14 protein-coding genes and 1 tRNA gene are annotated in these 15,101 nt (G+C 67.7%); 5 read left to right on the top strand and 10 right to left on the bottom strand.

Annotated features, from left to right (window positions below; genetic code table 11):
* Positions 1-291 precede the first annotated feature (291 nt).
* From IE302_RS27710 to IE302_RS27690, 5 genes are all read right to left on the bottom strand, one after another.
* Positions 292-2,217 carry a DUF8729 domain-containing protein gene (locus IE302_RS27710; RefSeq protein WP_191257348.1) on the bottom strand — a complete coding sequence of 642 codons (1,926 nt, stop codon included), beginning with the start codon at positions 2,215-2,217 and terminating at the stop codon, positions 292-294.
* Between the two features lie 140 nt (positions 2,218-2,357).
* Positions 2,358-2,882, bottom strand: coding sequence for an acyl-CoA thioesterase (locus tag IE302_RS27705; RefSeq protein ID WP_191257347.1), 525 nt, complete (start codon positions 2,880-2,882; stop codon positions 2,358-2,360).
* 9 nt (positions 2,883-2,891) lie between these two features.
* On the bottom strand, positions 2,892-4,079 hold the full coding sequence (locus IE302_RS27700) for a BtrH N-terminal domain-containing protein (RefSeq protein ID WP_191257346.1): 1,188 nt from the start codon (positions 4,077-4,079) through the stop codon (positions 2,892-2,894).
* A gap of 42 nt (positions 4,080-4,121) precedes the next feature.
* The gene (locus IE302_RS27695; protein WP_191257345.1) at positions 4,122-4,994 is read right to left on the bottom strand and encodes an LLM class F420-dependent oxidoreductase; all 873 of its coding nucleotides are present in this window, start codon (positions 4,992-4,994) and stop codon (positions 4,122-4,124) included.
* A 39-nt stretch (positions 4,995-5,033) separates the two neighbouring features.
* A complete protein-coding gene (locus IE302_RS27690) occupies positions 5,034-6,002 on the bottom strand; it encodes a YncE family protein (protein WP_191257344.1) in 969 nt (322 codons plus the stop codon).
* Positions 6,003-6,138: 136 nt separating this feature from the next.
* Here IE302_RS27690 and htpX point away from each other — a divergent pair, with 136 nt between their 5' ends.
* From htpX to IE302_RS27675, 3 genes are all read left to right on the top strand, one after another.
* The gene (htpX, locus tag IE302_RS27685) at positions 6,139-7,005 is read left to right on the top strand and encodes a zinc metalloprotease HtpX (RefSeq protein ID WP_191257343.1); all 867 of its coding nucleotides are present in this window, start codon (positions 6,139-6,141) and stop codon (positions 7,003-7,005) included.
* A gap of 173 nt (positions 7,006-7,178) precedes the next feature.
* Positions 7,179-8,249: an LLM class flavin-dependent oxidoreductase gene (locus IE302_RS27680; RefSeq protein ID WP_191257342.1), complete on the top strand. Its 1,071-nt coding sequence runs from the start codon at positions 7,179-7,181 to the stop codon at positions 8,247-8,249.
* Positions 8,250-8,252: 3 nt separating this feature from the next.
* A complete protein-coding gene (locus IE302_RS27675) occupies positions 8,253-9,569 on the top strand; it encodes an NtaA/DmoA family FMN-dependent monooxygenase (RefSeq protein WP_191257341.1) in 1,317 nt (438 codons plus the stop codon).
* Here the strand turns inward: IE302_RS27675 and rfbA are convergent.
* Positions 9,559-10,440, bottom strand: coding sequence for a glucose-1-phosphate thymidylyltransferase RfbA (rfbA, locus tag IE302_RS27670; protein WP_191257340.1), 882 nt, complete (start codon positions 10,438-10,440; stop codon positions 9,559-9,561). The genes IE302_RS27675 and rfbA overlap by 11 nt on opposite strands.
* Before the next feature lie 54 nt (positions 10,441-10,494).
* Positions 10,495-11,643 carry a sialidase family protein gene (locus tag IE302_RS27665; RefSeq protein ID WP_191257339.1) on the bottom strand — a complete coding sequence of 383 codons (1,149 nt, stop codon included), beginning with the start codon at positions 11,641-11,643 and terminating at the stop codon, positions 10,495-10,497.
* 182 nt (positions 11,644-11,825) lie between these two features.
* Here IE302_RS27665 and IE302_RS27660 point away from each other — a divergent pair, with 182 nt between their 5' ends.
* Positions 11,826-12,512 carry a hypothetical protein gene (locus IE302_RS27660; protein WP_191257338.1) on the top strand — a complete coding sequence of 229 codons (687 nt, stop codon included), beginning with the start codon at positions 11,826-11,828 and terminating at the stop codon, positions 12,510-12,512.
* A gap of 54 nt (positions 12,513-12,566) precedes the next feature.
* Here IE302_RS27660 and IE302_RS27655 read toward each other — a convergent pair whose 3' ends face one another.
* Entirely contained in the window at positions 12,567-13,058 is a 492-nt protein-coding gene (locus IE302_RS27655; RefSeq protein ID WP_005152002.1) for a YajQ family cyclic di-GMP-binding protein, read from the bottom strand.
* Between the two features lie 119 nt (positions 13,059-13,177).
* Here IE302_RS27655 and IE302_RS27650 point away from each other — a divergent pair.
* Positions 13,178-13,259 (top strand) — tRNA-Tyr (locus tag IE302_RS27650).
* Positions 13,260-13,388: 129 nt separating this feature from the next.
* On the opposite strand, the gene IE302_RS27645 is transcribed toward IE302_RS27650, so the two are convergent.
* Complete coding sequence (locus tag IE302_RS27645; protein ID WP_191257337.1) at positions 13,389-14,756, bottom strand: tyrosine-type recombinase/integrase; 1,368 nt, start codon at positions 14,754-14,756, stop codon at positions 13,389-13,391.
* Positions 14,756-14,944, bottom strand: a complete 189-nt coding sequence (locus tag IE302_RS27640; protein WP_191257336.1) for a helix-turn-helix transcriptional regulator — start codon at positions 14,942-14,944, stop codon at positions 14,756-14,758. The genes IE302_RS27645 and IE302_RS27640 overlap by 1 nt, the downstream gene beginning before the upstream one ends.
* Positions 14,945-15,101 lie beyond the last annotated feature (157 nt).

Raw genomic sequence — 15,101 nt, 5'->3', positions numbered from 1 at the left:
TCCTTGGCTCGCGTCACGTATCCCAGACGTCGGCACCTCGGGCCACCTCGTTACAGGCCTTTCCTGGCTCTCCCGTTTCCGTCTCGAAACCGAAACCTGACGTCTCGTCCATCGGCGCACGTGCCTCCGCCATCCGGGCGCGGGCATCTCGGAAGGGCCGTGACCGAGGGTGATTCCAGACCCCTCCGGATCGCGTTTAGCCCGCTAAACGCGATCCGCGCATTCACGGAACCCGGCCACTTCGCGGTTAGCGGGCTAAACGCGAAGTGGCCAGTGGCGCCGCTCACATCGTCAAGAAACCACCAGCGCGTAGTCCGCGTCGGTCGCCGACGTTTCCGGGTGCCCGTCGGCGTTGACCTGCGTCGCCACGACCTCCACCGTCCACGTCCCGGCCGCGGGCTTCTCCAGGATGACGTTCTCCACCGTGTCGACGGTGTTCGGCGACCCGCCCGAGGTCGAGAAGTTGCCGGCCTTCAGCCCGTTGTTGCCGTAGTAGACGGTCCCATTCGGAGCGGTGACTTTCAGTGTCAGGTCGTTGACCCTGGCGACCGACGCGCTCGGCGAGCCCGCGGGGTCGGTGTAGGCCAGCGTCGCCTTGAACTGCTTCGACCCGTTCACCGCGACCGTGTACTTCTTGGACTGCCCGGTGGCCAGCAGATCCGTCTCGTTGACCAGCACCGGCAGCTTCCACCCGTTCGCCTTGGCCTGTTCGTGCAGGTACCGGACGTTCGCGGTGCCCCAGCCCTGGTGCGTGCGGGTCATGTCGTGCGAGGTGCCGCTGAACGCGAACTGGTCGGCCCCGTTGATCAGCAGCGCCTTCGCGGTCGAGGCGTGCGGGCGGCTCGTGAAGACGTCGCGCCCCTTGCCGGGGCCGCCGTCGAACACGCCGTCGGCCCACATCTGGAACAGCAGACCGGCGTTCCCGCAGGTGATCGGGGTCGCGCCGCTCGTGCCGCCGAACGACGTCGTGTACGAGGTGTCACTGCCCGAGGACGTGGTGTCGATCTTGTCGTAATAGTTCGACAGCTCCGGTTTGATCCGGCCGTCGGCGGCCGGGCCGACGCTGGCGCCGCCGCTCCACTTGTCGTCGGTGCGGCTCAGCGTGTTGTAGTGGTACTGCCCGCCGACCGACAGCACGTTCTTCGACCAGGCCTGCGGCCGCGACTGCGTGGTCCCCGCGTTGCTCTGAGACTGGCAGATCAGCAGGTCGAGGTCGAAGACGATCTTGTCGAGCTCGGCCGAGACCGAGGTGTAGGACGTCGTCAGCCCGCCGCCCCAGCTGTTGCTCTGGAACACCGCGCGGTACTTGCCGTTCGCGTCGACCAGTTCCTTCGTGTGCGCGTAGCGGTCCGGCTTGTTATAGGTGGCGAAGATGCCCTGGCCCTCGGGCAGCAGGCCGCGCCGCGGCGCGCTCACCCCGGAGGCGAAGATCTCCCCGTAGGTCGAGGTGCCGTGGCTGGTGTCGGTGGAGTTCGAGCCGTGCAGCACGGTCGGCCGGGCCTTGAACTCCTGGTGCGTGGCGCGCAGCCCGCCGTCCATCACCTCGCCGCGCACGCCCTGACCGCGGTAGCCGCCGACACTCTCGATGTAGTTCGCGCCCCCGCTCTCCCTGGCGTTGGCCATATCGGTCCCGGGCGCGGTGATCGCGCCGACCGCGAGCACCTCGGCGCCCTGCGCCACGGTCGCGACCTGGCCGGCGCCGAGGGTGGCGACGATGTGCTGGCCGCTCTGCGAGATCGCCTCGATGCCGCCGCCGAGCCGCAGGATCCGCTCGGCCACCGCGCGCTGATCCCGCGCGTCCGATTCGACCAGCGTCACCAGATAGCCGCCCGTCCCGGCCATCGAGATTTCCGTCTTGTCCTCCGGCCGGTATTCGCCGAGCCAGCGGACGAAATTCAATTTCGCGACCGATTCGCGGTTCTCCGGCTTGAGCCGGACCACGTAAGCGAAATCGGGAATGTAGGTGCCGATTCGCACGCCGAGCGCGCGCAATTGCCCTCGCTGCGCGTCGGTCAGCGCGTTCCGGACCTGGAGCAGATACGCGCCCTTCCAGTCCTGGCTCACGGCGGCCCGCTGGGTGAGCGGATCGAAGGTCCTGCTGGCCAGGCGGATGAACTGGGGGTCTTCGGGGGTGGGGGCGGCGGCGGCCACCCCGCTCGTCAGGAGCATCGCGCCGACCAGGGGCGCGAGGAAGCGGACAGACTTCGGCCTCGGCATGAAATACCTCCGGGGAACTCAGCAGGGGAGAGAGAGGTCTTCCGAAGGTACCGGCCGAAAAGCCCGATGATCAGCCGCTGAACGGCCCAGCGGTTTTCCGATGATGCGGGAAATGGAGCATAAACGGTTAAAAACCCGATTCAGCGGGCGGCGGGGATCTCGTCGATCGTCCCGCTGAACCGCGCCAGCCGCTCGCGTTCCTCGTCGTCGAGGCGCCGCGTGCCGCCTTCGGGAAGGGTGCACGCGACCCAGATGGTGCGGCAGCGCGCGTAGACGGCCTTCTCGTCGCGCAGCCTGCTGTTCACCACGACGTCGCAGGTCCCGATCCGGCCGACCACGGTCTCCACCTCGACGGGGTTGTCGCGGAACGTCAGCCTGCGCAGGTAGCTGACGTTGTGCTTCGCGATCAGATAGGTCGGTCCCTTCGTCCGGAAGACCCGCTCACGTCGTGGGTCGAGCATCGCGACCTGGGCTTCCTGGAGGTAGTCCAGCAGTCGCACGTTCCCGACGTGACCGAGGTAGTCCAGGTCGGTGACACGCAGGCGATGACGGTAGAGGTGGATCTCGGAAGCGGGACTCGCACTGGTCGTCCCCAGCGGATGTGCGTGCACGATGTGGATCTTCAACGATCGCGCGGTGTTCCGGCCGCGCGGCGCAACGGACACCGGCCCGGTTCACTCCATCAGGGTTTCGGAAAGCTCGCGGATCGCGGCGGTCTCGGCGGTGTGGATGTCCTTGATCATCGTGCCCATCGTGGCGAAGAGTTCGCGGGCCTCGACGTCGGTGAACGGCGTTTCGTCGTTGTAGTGCGCGCGCAGTTTCCACATCTCCGCACCGGCCTCCGCGGCCGCGTCCTGCCCCGCGTCGCCCTCGCGGACACCCGCCGACACCGCGCTGACCAGCCCGCGCACCCAGCCGAACTCCGCCGTCGACGCCGGGACGGCGGCCTCGGCCAGTTCGGCCCAGCGTTCGGCGATCCCGCGCCACGTCGAGGCCTGCTCGGCCAGCTCGTCGAGTTCGAGCAGGCCGGAGGCCTCGGTGAGCGCGTCGGCGAACAGCCCGCGCAGGTGCCCGCCCTCCATACCGGCCGGGGTGACGTTCTCCCAGACGTCGAACAGCGCTCCGACGAGCCCGCGCCGCTCGCCGAACGCGCGCGGCCAGCCCTTCGGGTCACGTTCGTCGGTCATCGCCTTCGCCCAACGTCCCCAGGCGGGGAGCGAGAACGACTTCGACGGCTCCGACAGGTTCCGCGCGCAGTCCGTGAGGCCGTCGCGCACGGCCGCCCGCCAGTCGGGGACCTCGCCGGGCGCGATCGTCGCGAGCAGGTTCTTGTACGAGCCCACCCGGCCGCGCGCGGCGTCGAACGTCTTCCGGTCGACGGTCAGCGGTGCGAGGTTCCGGTCGTCGACGAGCACGCGGCCGTCCTCTTCGCCGTACGCGACGACGAAGTGGCCGCCACCGCCGGACAGCTCCGGCGGCAGGTGCCAGTAGCCGAGCGACTCGCGGTCGGGCAGGACGATCACCGGCCGCCCCGCTTCGAGGTCGGCGGTGAGCCGTTTCCCCGCCGCGCGTTTGCCGCCGGTGGTGTGGATGTCGGCGTCGAGGCCGAGACGATCCACTGTGGACTTCAGCCATTCCCGCGGGTACTGCCAGCGCGCCCGGAAACCGAACACGATCTTCGACGTCGTCTCGTGCGCGAAGTCCCACAGGATGTAGCCGGCCCCGATGCCGCCGGAGACGGCGAACACCAGCGCCTCACCGGGCGCTTGCCCGTCCGGCCCTTCGACACCGTGGTGCGCCAGTACGGCGGCCACGGCCGAGACGTCCGGTTGCAGTCCGCCGCGCAATACGTACTCGCTCACCCCGCCATCATGCCCGCGGGCGACGGGGTGGGCGAGTGCCGGTCAGAGCTTTTCCGCGACCGGGATGACCTCTCCGCCGATCTTCTCGACGAGGTCGAGGTCGGGCAGCCCGGGAATGGACCCGATCGCGACGTCGACGCCGAGTTCGGCCAGCTTGCCGAGCGCGTCGTTCAGTTCGCCGGTCTTCTCGCCCTTCGGCCCGATGTCGAAGGTGTGATAGACGGTCTTGGTGATCTCGGCGTAGTCGCGGCCCTCGTTTTCGCAGTGCTGCTTGAGCACGTCGAGTTTGCGTTCGAGGTCCGGGCCGTTGAAGAGATTGCACATGTCGCCGTATTTCGCGACGAACCGTAGCGTCTTCTTTTCCCCGCTGCCCCCGATCATGATCGGCGGATGGGGTTTCGACAGCGCCTGCGGCACGTTCAGCAGCCTTTCGGCCTGATAATGCTTGCCCTGGAAGGGACCGTCGTCGTCACTCCACATCTGCCGGATGTACCGCAGCGTCTCTTCCAGCCGCTCGAATCGCTCCGCGGTGGACGGGAAGGGGAAGCCGAGCCCGCGCGATTCCTCTTCGTTCCAGCCCGCGCCGATCCCGAGAATGGCGCGGCCGCCGGAAAGGACGTCGAGCGTCGTAATGGCCTTCGCCAGCAGCCCGGGCTCGCGATAGTGCACACCGGTGACGACGGTGAGCAGTTTCGCGCGTTCGGTGTGTGCGGCGAGGAAACCGAGCGCCGTGTAGGCCTCGATCATGTCGTTCTCGGGTGGGCCGACCACCGAGATCTGGAAGAAGTGGTCCATCAAGGCGATGGAGTCGAAGCCTGCTTCGTCGGCCTTCCTGGCGACGGCCGCCAGTTCGGCGCCCAGCGCGCTCGCCCCGTTCGGCCATGTGAGGTCCGGGATCTGCAAACCGAGTTTCATGTCATCGACGGTATACCCGGAGTTACTCCACGTGAGAACTCAAAAATCCCTGATCAAGGAAACCCTGCCGCGCAAGGGATCCGTCACGTACACCGTTTTGGTGCGCTGGTCGATCGCGACCGCGCCGGGGTTCACGCCGAGTGACAGGTCACCGGTGAGCAGGCTCGTGACGCCGTCGATCCTGGCGACCCCGTTGGGGCCTCCGTTGGCGTAGACGGTGTTCGATCCTTCGTGGACCGCGACCGCCGACGATTCCGAGCGCAGCAGCACGGTCGCTTTCTCCTTGCGCGCACCGCCGTCCACAACGGACAGATGGTGGATCGCCGAATTCGCGACGAACACCGTCCCGGACGGCCGGTGTACGGCGACCCCGGTCGGGGACTGTCCGACCGGGATCCCGCCGGTGAACTTCGCAGCGCCGATGTCGTAGACCTCCAGCGAGTCCGTGTCCGGGCTGGTGCAGTACGCGAGCTTGCGTCCGCTGTCGACCGCCGTCGCCGCCAGCGACCGCGTGGGGCCGGGGACGAGGCTCAGCATGCGGCAGCCGACGCCGTCGATGACGGCGAGTGTCCCGGTGAGATCGCTGACCGCGTACGCGCGGTTCGCCTGCTCGTCGACGTCGACATCGGACGCGCCCGGACCGGCGGGCACCACGCTGACGACCTCGTTGCGCAGGCCGTCGATGACGAGGACCGTCCCGCCGGGCGGGTTGGCGACGTAGACCCGGTTGGTCACGGTGTCCACGGCCAGCCCGGCGGGCTCGCCGCCGACCGGGATCACGTCGCCGACGGTGCCGCTCCGCGAGTCGAGGACGACGACCGTGCCGGTGGCCGGGTCCGAGACGTAGGCGAAGCCGGTGACGGAATTCACCGCGACCGCATCCGGGGCGCCCCCGACCTCGATGACGAGCACCTTCTCTGCTCTGGACGACGGCGCGAAAACGACCGCGGAAGCGCCGGCCGCGGCCAGCGTGAGCAGGGCTCGGCGGCTCAGTTCGGGTCCTCGCACGGGCGCCTCCCCATGATCGTTCCGGGGTTCGACGATAACCCGGGATCCGGGCACGCGAAGGAACTTCGCGTCCCCCGATCGCGTTGTTTCCGATGAGTAACCCCCCAATCCCGGAGAAAGAGAGGAGCAGGACGCCGTGCACAAACACCAGAACGGGCTGAAGACCGTCGTCCTGCTCGGCGTGCTGTCCGCGCTCATCGTCGGGATCAGCGGCTTCTTCGGGCGGGGCGCGCTGGTCATCGGCCTGGTGGTGGCACTCGGCGTCAACGCGTACGCCTATTTCAACTCCGACAAGCTGGCCCTGCGGGCCATGCGAGCGCGGCCGGTTTCCGAGGCCGAGCAGCCGGCGATGTACCGGATCGTGCGCGAACTGGCGACAACGGCGCGTCAGCCGATGCCGAGGCTCTACATCAGCCCCACCCAGGCCCCGAACGCCTTCGCCACCGGCCGCAGCCCCCGGCACGCGGCGGTGTGCTGCACCACCGGCATCCTCGACCTGCTCGACGAGCGCGAGCTGCGGGCGGTGCTCGGGCACGAACTGTCCCATGTCTACAACCGCGACATCCTCATCTCGTGCGTCGCGGGCGCGCTGGCGAGCGTGATCAGCGTGATCGCCAACATCGCGATGTTCGCGAGCGTCTTCGGCGGCGGCAACCGCGAGGACGGCGACAGCCCGCTGGTCGCGTTGCTCCTGGTGCTGATCGGGCCGATCGCGGCCGCCGTCGTGAAGCTCGGGGTGAGCCGGTCGCGGGAATACCAGGCCGACGCGTCGGGCGCGGAACTCACCGGCGACCCGCTCGGGCTGGCGTCCGCGCTGCGGAAACTCGACCAAGGCACGCGCGCGGCCCCGCTCGTTCCGGAGCCGAAGCTGGTCTCGCAGTCGCACCTGATGATCGCGAACCCGTTCCGTCCGGGCGAGGGCCTCTCGAAGCTCTTCTCGACCCACCCGCCCATCGCCGAACGCATCCGGCGCCTGGAAGAAATGGCGCGCCACCCCTTCTGACCTGCGCCCACCCCCACCGGATCACGATTAGGGGGCTAAACGCAGGTCGGTGCCGGGATCGCGATTAGGGGGCTAAACGCAGGTCGGTGCCGGGATCGCGATTAGGGGGCTAAACGCGACGTCTCACCTCGTGGGAGCCGGAATCGAGGGGCGGGCCAGCGGGTTCCCCGGGCATGGGTTCCGCACAGCAGTTGCACCTCGGGGTCGCGCTCGACGGGGCCGGGCAGCATCCGGCCGCCTGGCGGGTGTCCGACGTCCACCCGGCCGCGTTGTTCACCGCCGCTCACTACCTAGCCCACGCGAAGCTCGCCGAAGCGGCTTCGCTCGACTTCGTCACCCTCGACTACACCCTCGCGCTCCAGCCCGGGGGCGAGGAGGTCGTCCGAGGACGTCTCGACGCCCTGCTGACCTTCGCCGCGATCGCCCCCGTGACCAGCGGGATCGGCCTCGTCCCGACGGTCACCACCACCCACACCGAACCGTTCCACATCTCGACGGCCGTCGCTTCGCTCGACTTCGCGAGCCGCGGCCGCGCAGGCGTCCTCGCGGTGCCTTCGCGCACCGAAGCCGAGGTCGCGCACTTCGGCAGGCGCACGCTGCCGTCCGAGGTGGACGCCGAAGCGGAGAACGCCGAGGTCGTCGACGTCCTCGCGCGCCTCTGGGACAGCTGGGAGGACGGCGCGATCATCCGCGACGAGCCGACCGGCCGCTTCATCGACCGCGAAAAACTGCACTACGTCGACTTCGAAGGCCGCTTCTTCAGCATCAAGGGACCTTCGATCACGCCGCGCCCGCCGCAGGGGCATCCCATCACCGCCGTCTACGGCGACTCGCCCTACGCGCACGGCGCCGACGTCGTCCTGATCGACGAGATCCGCGACGCCCGCGAGCGCTTCCCGGACGCCAAACTCCTGGCCGGCCTCTCGATCGTGCTCGCCGAGACCGAACAGGCGGCCATCGACCGCCGTCACGCATTGGAGGCCTACGCGCCCTTCCCGACGGGCCTGAGTTTCACCGGCACTCCCGCCGACCTCGCCACCGAACTGCCCCGCATCGCGGCGTCGGCGAACCTCGACGGCTTCCACATCCGGCCCGCGGTCCTGCCCGACGACCTGGCGCTCTTCACCGCCGAGACCGTCCCCGCGCTGCAGGCCGCGGGCGTGTTCCGGCAGGCCTACACCGGCACCACCCTGCGCGACCACCTCGGCCTCGGGGTCGCCGCCAACCAGTACGCGGAGGCGTGACAGATGCCCAAACAGGTCAAACTCGCCGCACACTTCCCCGGCGTCAACAACACGACCGTGTGGAGCGACCCGCGTTCGGGTAGCCAAATCGACTTTTCGTCCTTCGAGCACCTCGCGCGCACGGCCGAGCGCGGCAAGTTCGACTTCCTCTTCCTCGCCGAGGGCCTGCGCCTGCGCGAGCACGCGGGCAAGATCCTCGACTCCGACGTCGTCGGCAGGCCGAACACCACCACCGTGCTGGCCGCGCTCTCCGCGGTCACCACCCGCCTCGGTCTCGCCGGCACGCTCTCGTCGACTTTCAACGAGCCGTACGAGGTCGCGCGACAGGTCGCGAGCATCGACCATCTCTCCGGCGGCCGCGCCGCGTGGAACGTCGTCACCTCACCGGACGCGTGGACGGGGCAGAACTTCCGGCGAGGCGGCTTCCTGAAACGCGAGGACCGCTACCACCGCGCCGAGGAGTTCCTCGCCACCGTGCGGGAGCTGTGGGACAGCTGGGCACCCGACGCGGTGGTGGGGGACAAGGAGAACGGCGTCTTCGCCCGCGGCATCGGCCGATTCGTCCACAGAGGACCGCAGTTCGACATCCACGGCGAGTTCACCGTCCCGAGGACGCCGCAAGGACAGCCGATCGTCATCCAGGCCGGGGATTCCGACGAGGGCAGGGAATTCGCCGCCAAGACCGCCGACGTCATCTTCAGCCGCCACGGTTCGCTGGAGAGCGGCAAGGAGTTCTTCGCCGACGTCAAACGACGGCTTCCCGCCCATGGCCGCGAGCCCGGAGAGCTGCTGATCATGCCCGCCGCGACCTTCGTCCTCGGCGACACCGAGGAGGACGCGCACGAGTACGCGCGGGAGATCCGCTACCAGCAGGTGCGTCCCGCGACCGCCATCCAGTTCCTCGAACAGGTCTGGAGCCGGGACCTCTCCGCCTACGACGCCGACGGCCCGCTGCCCGAGGTCGACCCGGACCCCGACGCCGAGCCGCTGACCTGGGGCCGCGTCCGGCACGAGAAGGATCCCCTGGCCGTGGCCGCGAAATGGCGGACGATCGCGGAGGAGAAGAAACTCTCGATCCGCGAACTGGTCATCGAGGTGACCGCGCGCCAGCAGTTCGTCGGCACCGCCCGGCAGGTCGCGGAGTCGATCGACGAGTACGTCCAGAGCGACGCCGCCGACGGCTTCGTGCTGGTCCCGCACCTGACCCCGGGCGGGCTGGACGCCTTCGTCGACGACGTCGTCCCGCATCTCCAAGAACGGGGTGTCTTCCGGACCGACTACACCGGGGACACCCTGCGGGAGCACCTGTTCAGCCGGTAGCGCCCTGCGTGCGCGCGACGTTCATCAGATATTCGCCGTAGCCGGACTTCGCCAGCTTCGCGCCGAGCGCGAAGCACTGGTCCGCGTCGATGAAGCCCATCCGCAACGCGACCTCTTCGAGACAGGCGATCCGGACGCCCGTCCGGTGTTCGAGGACCTGCACGAACTGTCCCGCTTCCAGCAGCGAGTCGTGCGTGCCGGTGTCGAGCCAGGCGAAGCCGCGGCCGAGGTCGACCAGGGTCGCGCGGTCCTGCCGCAGGTAGGCGAGGTTGACGTCCGTGATCTCCAGCTCACCGCGAGGGGAGGGCTTGAGGTCACGGGCGATCTCGACGACCTGGTTGTCGTAGAAGTACAGGCCGGTGATGGCCTTGTTCGACTTCGGCTTCTCGGGTTTCTCCTCGATCGAGAGGAGCTTGCCATCGGCGTCGATCTCGCCGACGCCGTAGCGCTGGGGATCCTTGACCGGGTAGCCGAAAAGCACGCAGCCGTCGAGCGCGGTCGCGGCGGCCTGCAGCCTGCTGGAGAACCCCTGGCCGTAGAAGATGTTGTCGCCGAGCACGAGCGCGACGTCGTCGTCGCCGACGAAGTCCGCGCCGATGACGAACGCCTCGGCCAGCCCGTTGGGGGCGGCCTGTTCGGCGTAGCTGAAGCTCAGCCCGAACTGGCTGCCGTCGCCGAGCAGCCGCCGGAAATGCGGCAGGTCGACAGGGGTCGAGATGATCAGGATCTCGCGGATCCCGGCGAACATCAGCACCGAGATCGGGTAGTAGATCATCGGTTTGTCGTAGACCGGCAACAGCTGTTTCGAGATCGCCTGGGTGATGGGATGCAGACGCGTCCCACTGCCCCCGGCCAGCACGATGCCCTTCATCCGCAGCCCCCGCTCCGTAGCCGTCTCTCTCGACGACTCACACTACCGGGTGGATCAGAACGCCGGGCCCTTCGCGAAATAGGCCTTACAGCCCAGGTTGTACTCGGTGGAGATCTGCAGCACGTTCTTGCCACCGTCGACCGGCAGCAGCGTCGAGCTGTAGTTGGGGCAGAAGTTGTTGTGGATGCCGACGATGTGCACCGGGGCGGGCAGTTCGTACCAGTTCCCGGCGCCGAAGTTGTCGTTGGCGAGCAGGACCTGGCCGTTCTTGGCCTGCGGGACACCGGCGGCGTTGGTGTAGATCTGCCCGACCATCACCAGCCGCACCCCGTTCGGGCCGCCGGGGAACAGCGTGATCGTCTGGGCGTGCTGGAAGTAGTTGCCGTTGGCGGTGGTGACGCGGGTGCCGGGATCGAGCGGATCACCCCAGTTGGCGCCGTCGGAGGAGATCTTGAAATACGGGTCGCAGTAGCGGTCGCCGTAGTTGCAGATCTCGTAGGCCAGGTAGTACCGGCCGTCGGGGAGGCGGCGGATGATCGGCATCCCCGGCCGCACCCGGTGAGGCGGGATGGCCATCGTGCGCTGCTTGGTGCCCCAGTTCACCCCGTCGGTGGACGCGACCCGGTTCATCACCTGCGCGAACTGCGGCGCCTCGGTCTCGTCGGCGTAGTGCAGCCAGAGCGTGCCGCCCGCGTCGACGACGAACTCCGGCTCCCAGATGCCGTCGTGGTTGTGCGAACGGGCGGCCTCGGACAGGAAGGACCACGTGCGGCCGGCGTCGCGGCTGTACCAGATCTTGATGCCGATCCGTCGCTGCGGACCGGCGTCCTGGCGGTAGCTCGCGGCCCACAGCAGGGTGCCCGCGCGGAGCCTGCCGACACGCTGAGGCAGCTCGTACAGCGTCCCGCAGCACATGCCGTAGCGCCCGTCACGGTCGCGGACCTCGCCGATCTTGTGGAAGGTCTGGCCCTCGTCGGTGCTCTCCATGATCGGGGTGAACTTGCCGCTCGCGTCTTCGCTGGTCAGCGACGCGAGGATGCGGCCGCGGCCGATCGACGAATGCTCCAGGCGGATGAGCCGGGCGTACGAGCCGTAGCCGGGCACGAGCTGTTGGCGCTCCGCGGCCTGCGCGGAGGTGAACAGGGACGCGATCACGGTGAGTGACAGCGCGAGAGCGAGTGCGGAGCTGAAACGGCGCTTCATCGAGACCTTCCTTGAACGCGATCGCCGGATTACAACACGGGCATTTGTCCTTTTCGGACTCCAAGGAAGGCGTTGCGGCAGAAACCCACGCCCGGGTGGCCCGAATCGCTCGGCCGGGTGGCCCGGTAACGCTGGGCTATCGGTCGGCGAAGATCCCATGACCGAACAACTAGGGGGAGTCCGTGAACAGGCGCTTGTGCGCGGCGTCGGCCGTCGTGGTGCTGACGGTCGGCTTGACGGCCTGCTCGCCGTCGAATCTGGGCCGCGTCGTCCCGCAGGCGGCCACTCCGGAAGGGCTGCGCTCGCCTTCGGCGACCACCGAGCCGCCGCCGACGTCGACCACCACCCCGCGACCCGGTCCGCAGCCGGAGGAGAAGCACTCGGGCAAGGGGAACGCGTCGGTCCCGATGACCTGGCCGATGCGTCTCGGCTTCGTGACCTTCGACTGTCCGAAGTGCTCCGGGCACGTCGCGGTCAACACCGAGAACGAGCTGATCGTCAACGACATCGGCCCGTACAAGGGCACGCAGTGGATCAACGACATGCCCGACCACCAGGCGAAGACGTTCACCATCAAGGCCAACGCCGCCTGGACGCTGACCATCACCGACGAAAGCGGTCTGCCCGTGCTCGAACCGGGCAAGCCCCTCTCGGGCAAGAGCGAAGCGGTTTTCGCCGTGCCCGACGCTGTCTCGTCGGTCGCCGTCACGACCAAGAACAGCGGCCGCACCGCGGTGTGGGTGCACAGCGACGACTACTCGGAGCTCCCCGTGAACCAGCTCGGCGACTACAAGGGCAGCGTGCCCGTGTCCGGCCCGGCCTACCTCTCGGTGGAAGGCGACGGGACCTGGACGGTCACCGCGTCGTAGCTATGACGAAGGCCACCTTCGAGACTTCCGAAGGTGGCCTTCGCCGTGCCGCTGTCAGCGGTAGTTCGTGAACTGCAGCGCGATCTCGAAATCCTTGCCCTTCAGCAAGGCGATCACGTCCTGCAGCTGGTCCTTCTTCTTGCCGGACACCCGCAGCTGGTCGCCCTGGATCTGCGCCTGGACCCCCTTGGGGCCCTCGTCGCGAATGAATTTGGCGATCTGCTTCGCCTTGTCCGACGCGATCCCCTGCAGGATCTTGCCGCCCACCTTGTAGATCTTGCCGGACAACGCCGGCTCGTCCGCCTCGAACGCCTTCAGGGAGATGCCGCGCTTGATCAGCTTCTCCTTGAACACCTCGACCGCCGCCAGCGCGCGCTCTTCGGTCTCGGACTCGATCGCGATCGCCTCCTCACCGGACCAGTCGATCTTGGTCCCGGTACCCCGGAAGTCGAACCGTGTACCGAGTTCCTTGCTGGCCTGGTTCAGGGCGTTGTCCACCTCCTGGCGATCGACCTTGCTCACCACGTCGAAAGAGGGATCCGCCACGTGTTCTCACACCTCGTACTCGCTTGTCAGGAGCTTCCACCCTAGCCCTGTGGAACCCGGTTGACCGGCCCGCCACGGCATTGGGTATTCTTTCGTCTCGGCCGGGGACACCCGGTCACGGCGAGTTGCCCGAGCGGCCAAAGGGATCTGACTGTAAATCAGACGGCACTGCCTTCGGGGGTTCGAATCCCTCACTCGCCACACCAGCAAGATCGGCCCCCTGACCTGGGAAACCAGGTCAGGGGGCCGATCTTGTTATGTGCAGTTGTGTGCAGCTCGGCGCGGCTGGTAGCGGGTGGCCGCGCCAAATACGCGCCAAAGTTTTCCGGGCTACTCGCCGCCAAGAGCCCTGGTCACGCGGTCTCGGGCGGCCTGCTCCCCGCCGTCGAGGCACTTGGCGTAGACCCTCAGCAGCACGGAGAGGCTGTGTCCGGCCCACTTGGCCACACGAGTGGGCTCCACACCGCCATTGAGCCACGTGGACACCGCAGCGTGGCGGAGGTCATAGGGACGTTTCCCCAGTGGTCCAGCGGCCACCTCAGCCGTGAAGACCCGTTCGCGTGCCGTCGCCCACACCCGGCCGTAGACCGAGCTGCCGACCCGGCCGCCGTCGCGGGCTCCCCGGAACAGCCTGCCGTCCGGCGCGGTCCCGAACTGGCGTAGGTGCTCGTGGAGTAGCGCGGTGAGTTGAGGTGGGCACGGCACCGTCCGCTCCTCCTCTTCGGCCCGGTGCTTGAGCGGCCCCTCTTCGGATGCCTCGCCGGAGTCCGTCCATTCCTGCCCGATCTCCGGGCGCGCCTTCCTGAGGAGAAGATCTCCCCACCCTTCCTTGGGCAGCGACAGGTCAGCCTTGTTCAGGTTCGCTACCTCCTCCGGCCGGAGAGCGGCGTAGTACATCAGCCCATAGAACGCCACGAGGGGCGGCCCCTGCTTGCCGATCGTGCCGACCGCTTCGAGCAACATTCGCCCCTGAATCGGATTCACGACGGATTTCGGGTCTACCTCGTGGACGACGAACTTTCGTTTCTTCATCTTCACGTCCTCAACCGGATTCGCCGTCAGAAGCTTCTGTTCGGGCGACATTGCGTACTCGATGGCGTTCCCGAGAGCGACACGGCGGAGCCGCACGGTGTTGGTCGCTGCCTTCTTTCCGTCCAACTTGAGATCCAGGGCGCGTAGAACAGTGCGCAGCGTGTCCGCATTCGCCAGCTCACCGACATTGCGGCTTGCCTTCGCGGCGAACGAGAGAGCCTGTCGGACTTCCTCGGTTTGGGGAGCGTTCCGTGTGTTCAGGTTAAAGGCGGTCTTGAGGGCCTTTCGCAGGGTCTTGGGGTCGCATGGCGGTTTCCCCTTGAGCATGGGAACCGTGATGGTCATCAACGACTCTGCGAGAGATGCGCGGTACTTGGGCGATGACTCTGGCCACTTCATATCCGCGTACTCGCAAGCGAACGCAAACCAAGTCTTGACCTCGGTCGCGCGAAGCATCGAGACCGGTAGCCCGCTCTCTGTGTCGAACGCTTCTCCCTCACGGGCGGCGGTGAGGAGCTTGGATCGGAAACTGTCGGCGAGAGCGAGCGTGTCGAAGCTTTCGCCAAACTTTTCACCGGCAACAACCCAACGGGCTCGGTGCGTCGTCTTCCGCTTGCCCTCGTACTTGTAAAGCGTCCAGATTCGGACGTCGTGTGTGGTCGCCATCAGGCAGCAGCCTCCTCGCACATGTCCAGAAAGTGTTCGTACTCGGAACGGCGGATACGGAGATCACCGTTCGGCAGTTTCAGGCAGCTAGGTCCGCGCCCGGTGGCGCGCCATTGCTGGAAGGTTCGGCGCGAGATCTTCATCTCGGCGCAAAACTCGGCGACTGTGAGCCAGTTCGTGGTGGCCATGGTGGCGGGTTCTCCTCGCGCGGCGGTGCGTGCTGGTGGCGTGCGCGATGGGCATGGCGGGCTCCTCGGTGGTTTGAGCGGGTGTTGTCGGTAACTGCGGTAACCTCGGTAACTTCGCTGGTCAGACGGTTACCGAGGGATTTTCGGCTCGGTAACC

It is taken from the genome of Amycolatopsis oliviviridis (assembly GCF_014654365.1).
In the GTDB taxonomy this organism is placed as follows: domain Bacteria; phylum Actinomycetota; class Actinomycetes; order Mycobacteriales; family Pseudonocardiaceae; genus Amycolatopsis; species Amycolatopsis oliviviridis.
The sequence above is the reverse complement of the archived record's forward strand: the minus strand, read 5'-3'. Positions and strand labels throughout refer to the sequence as shown.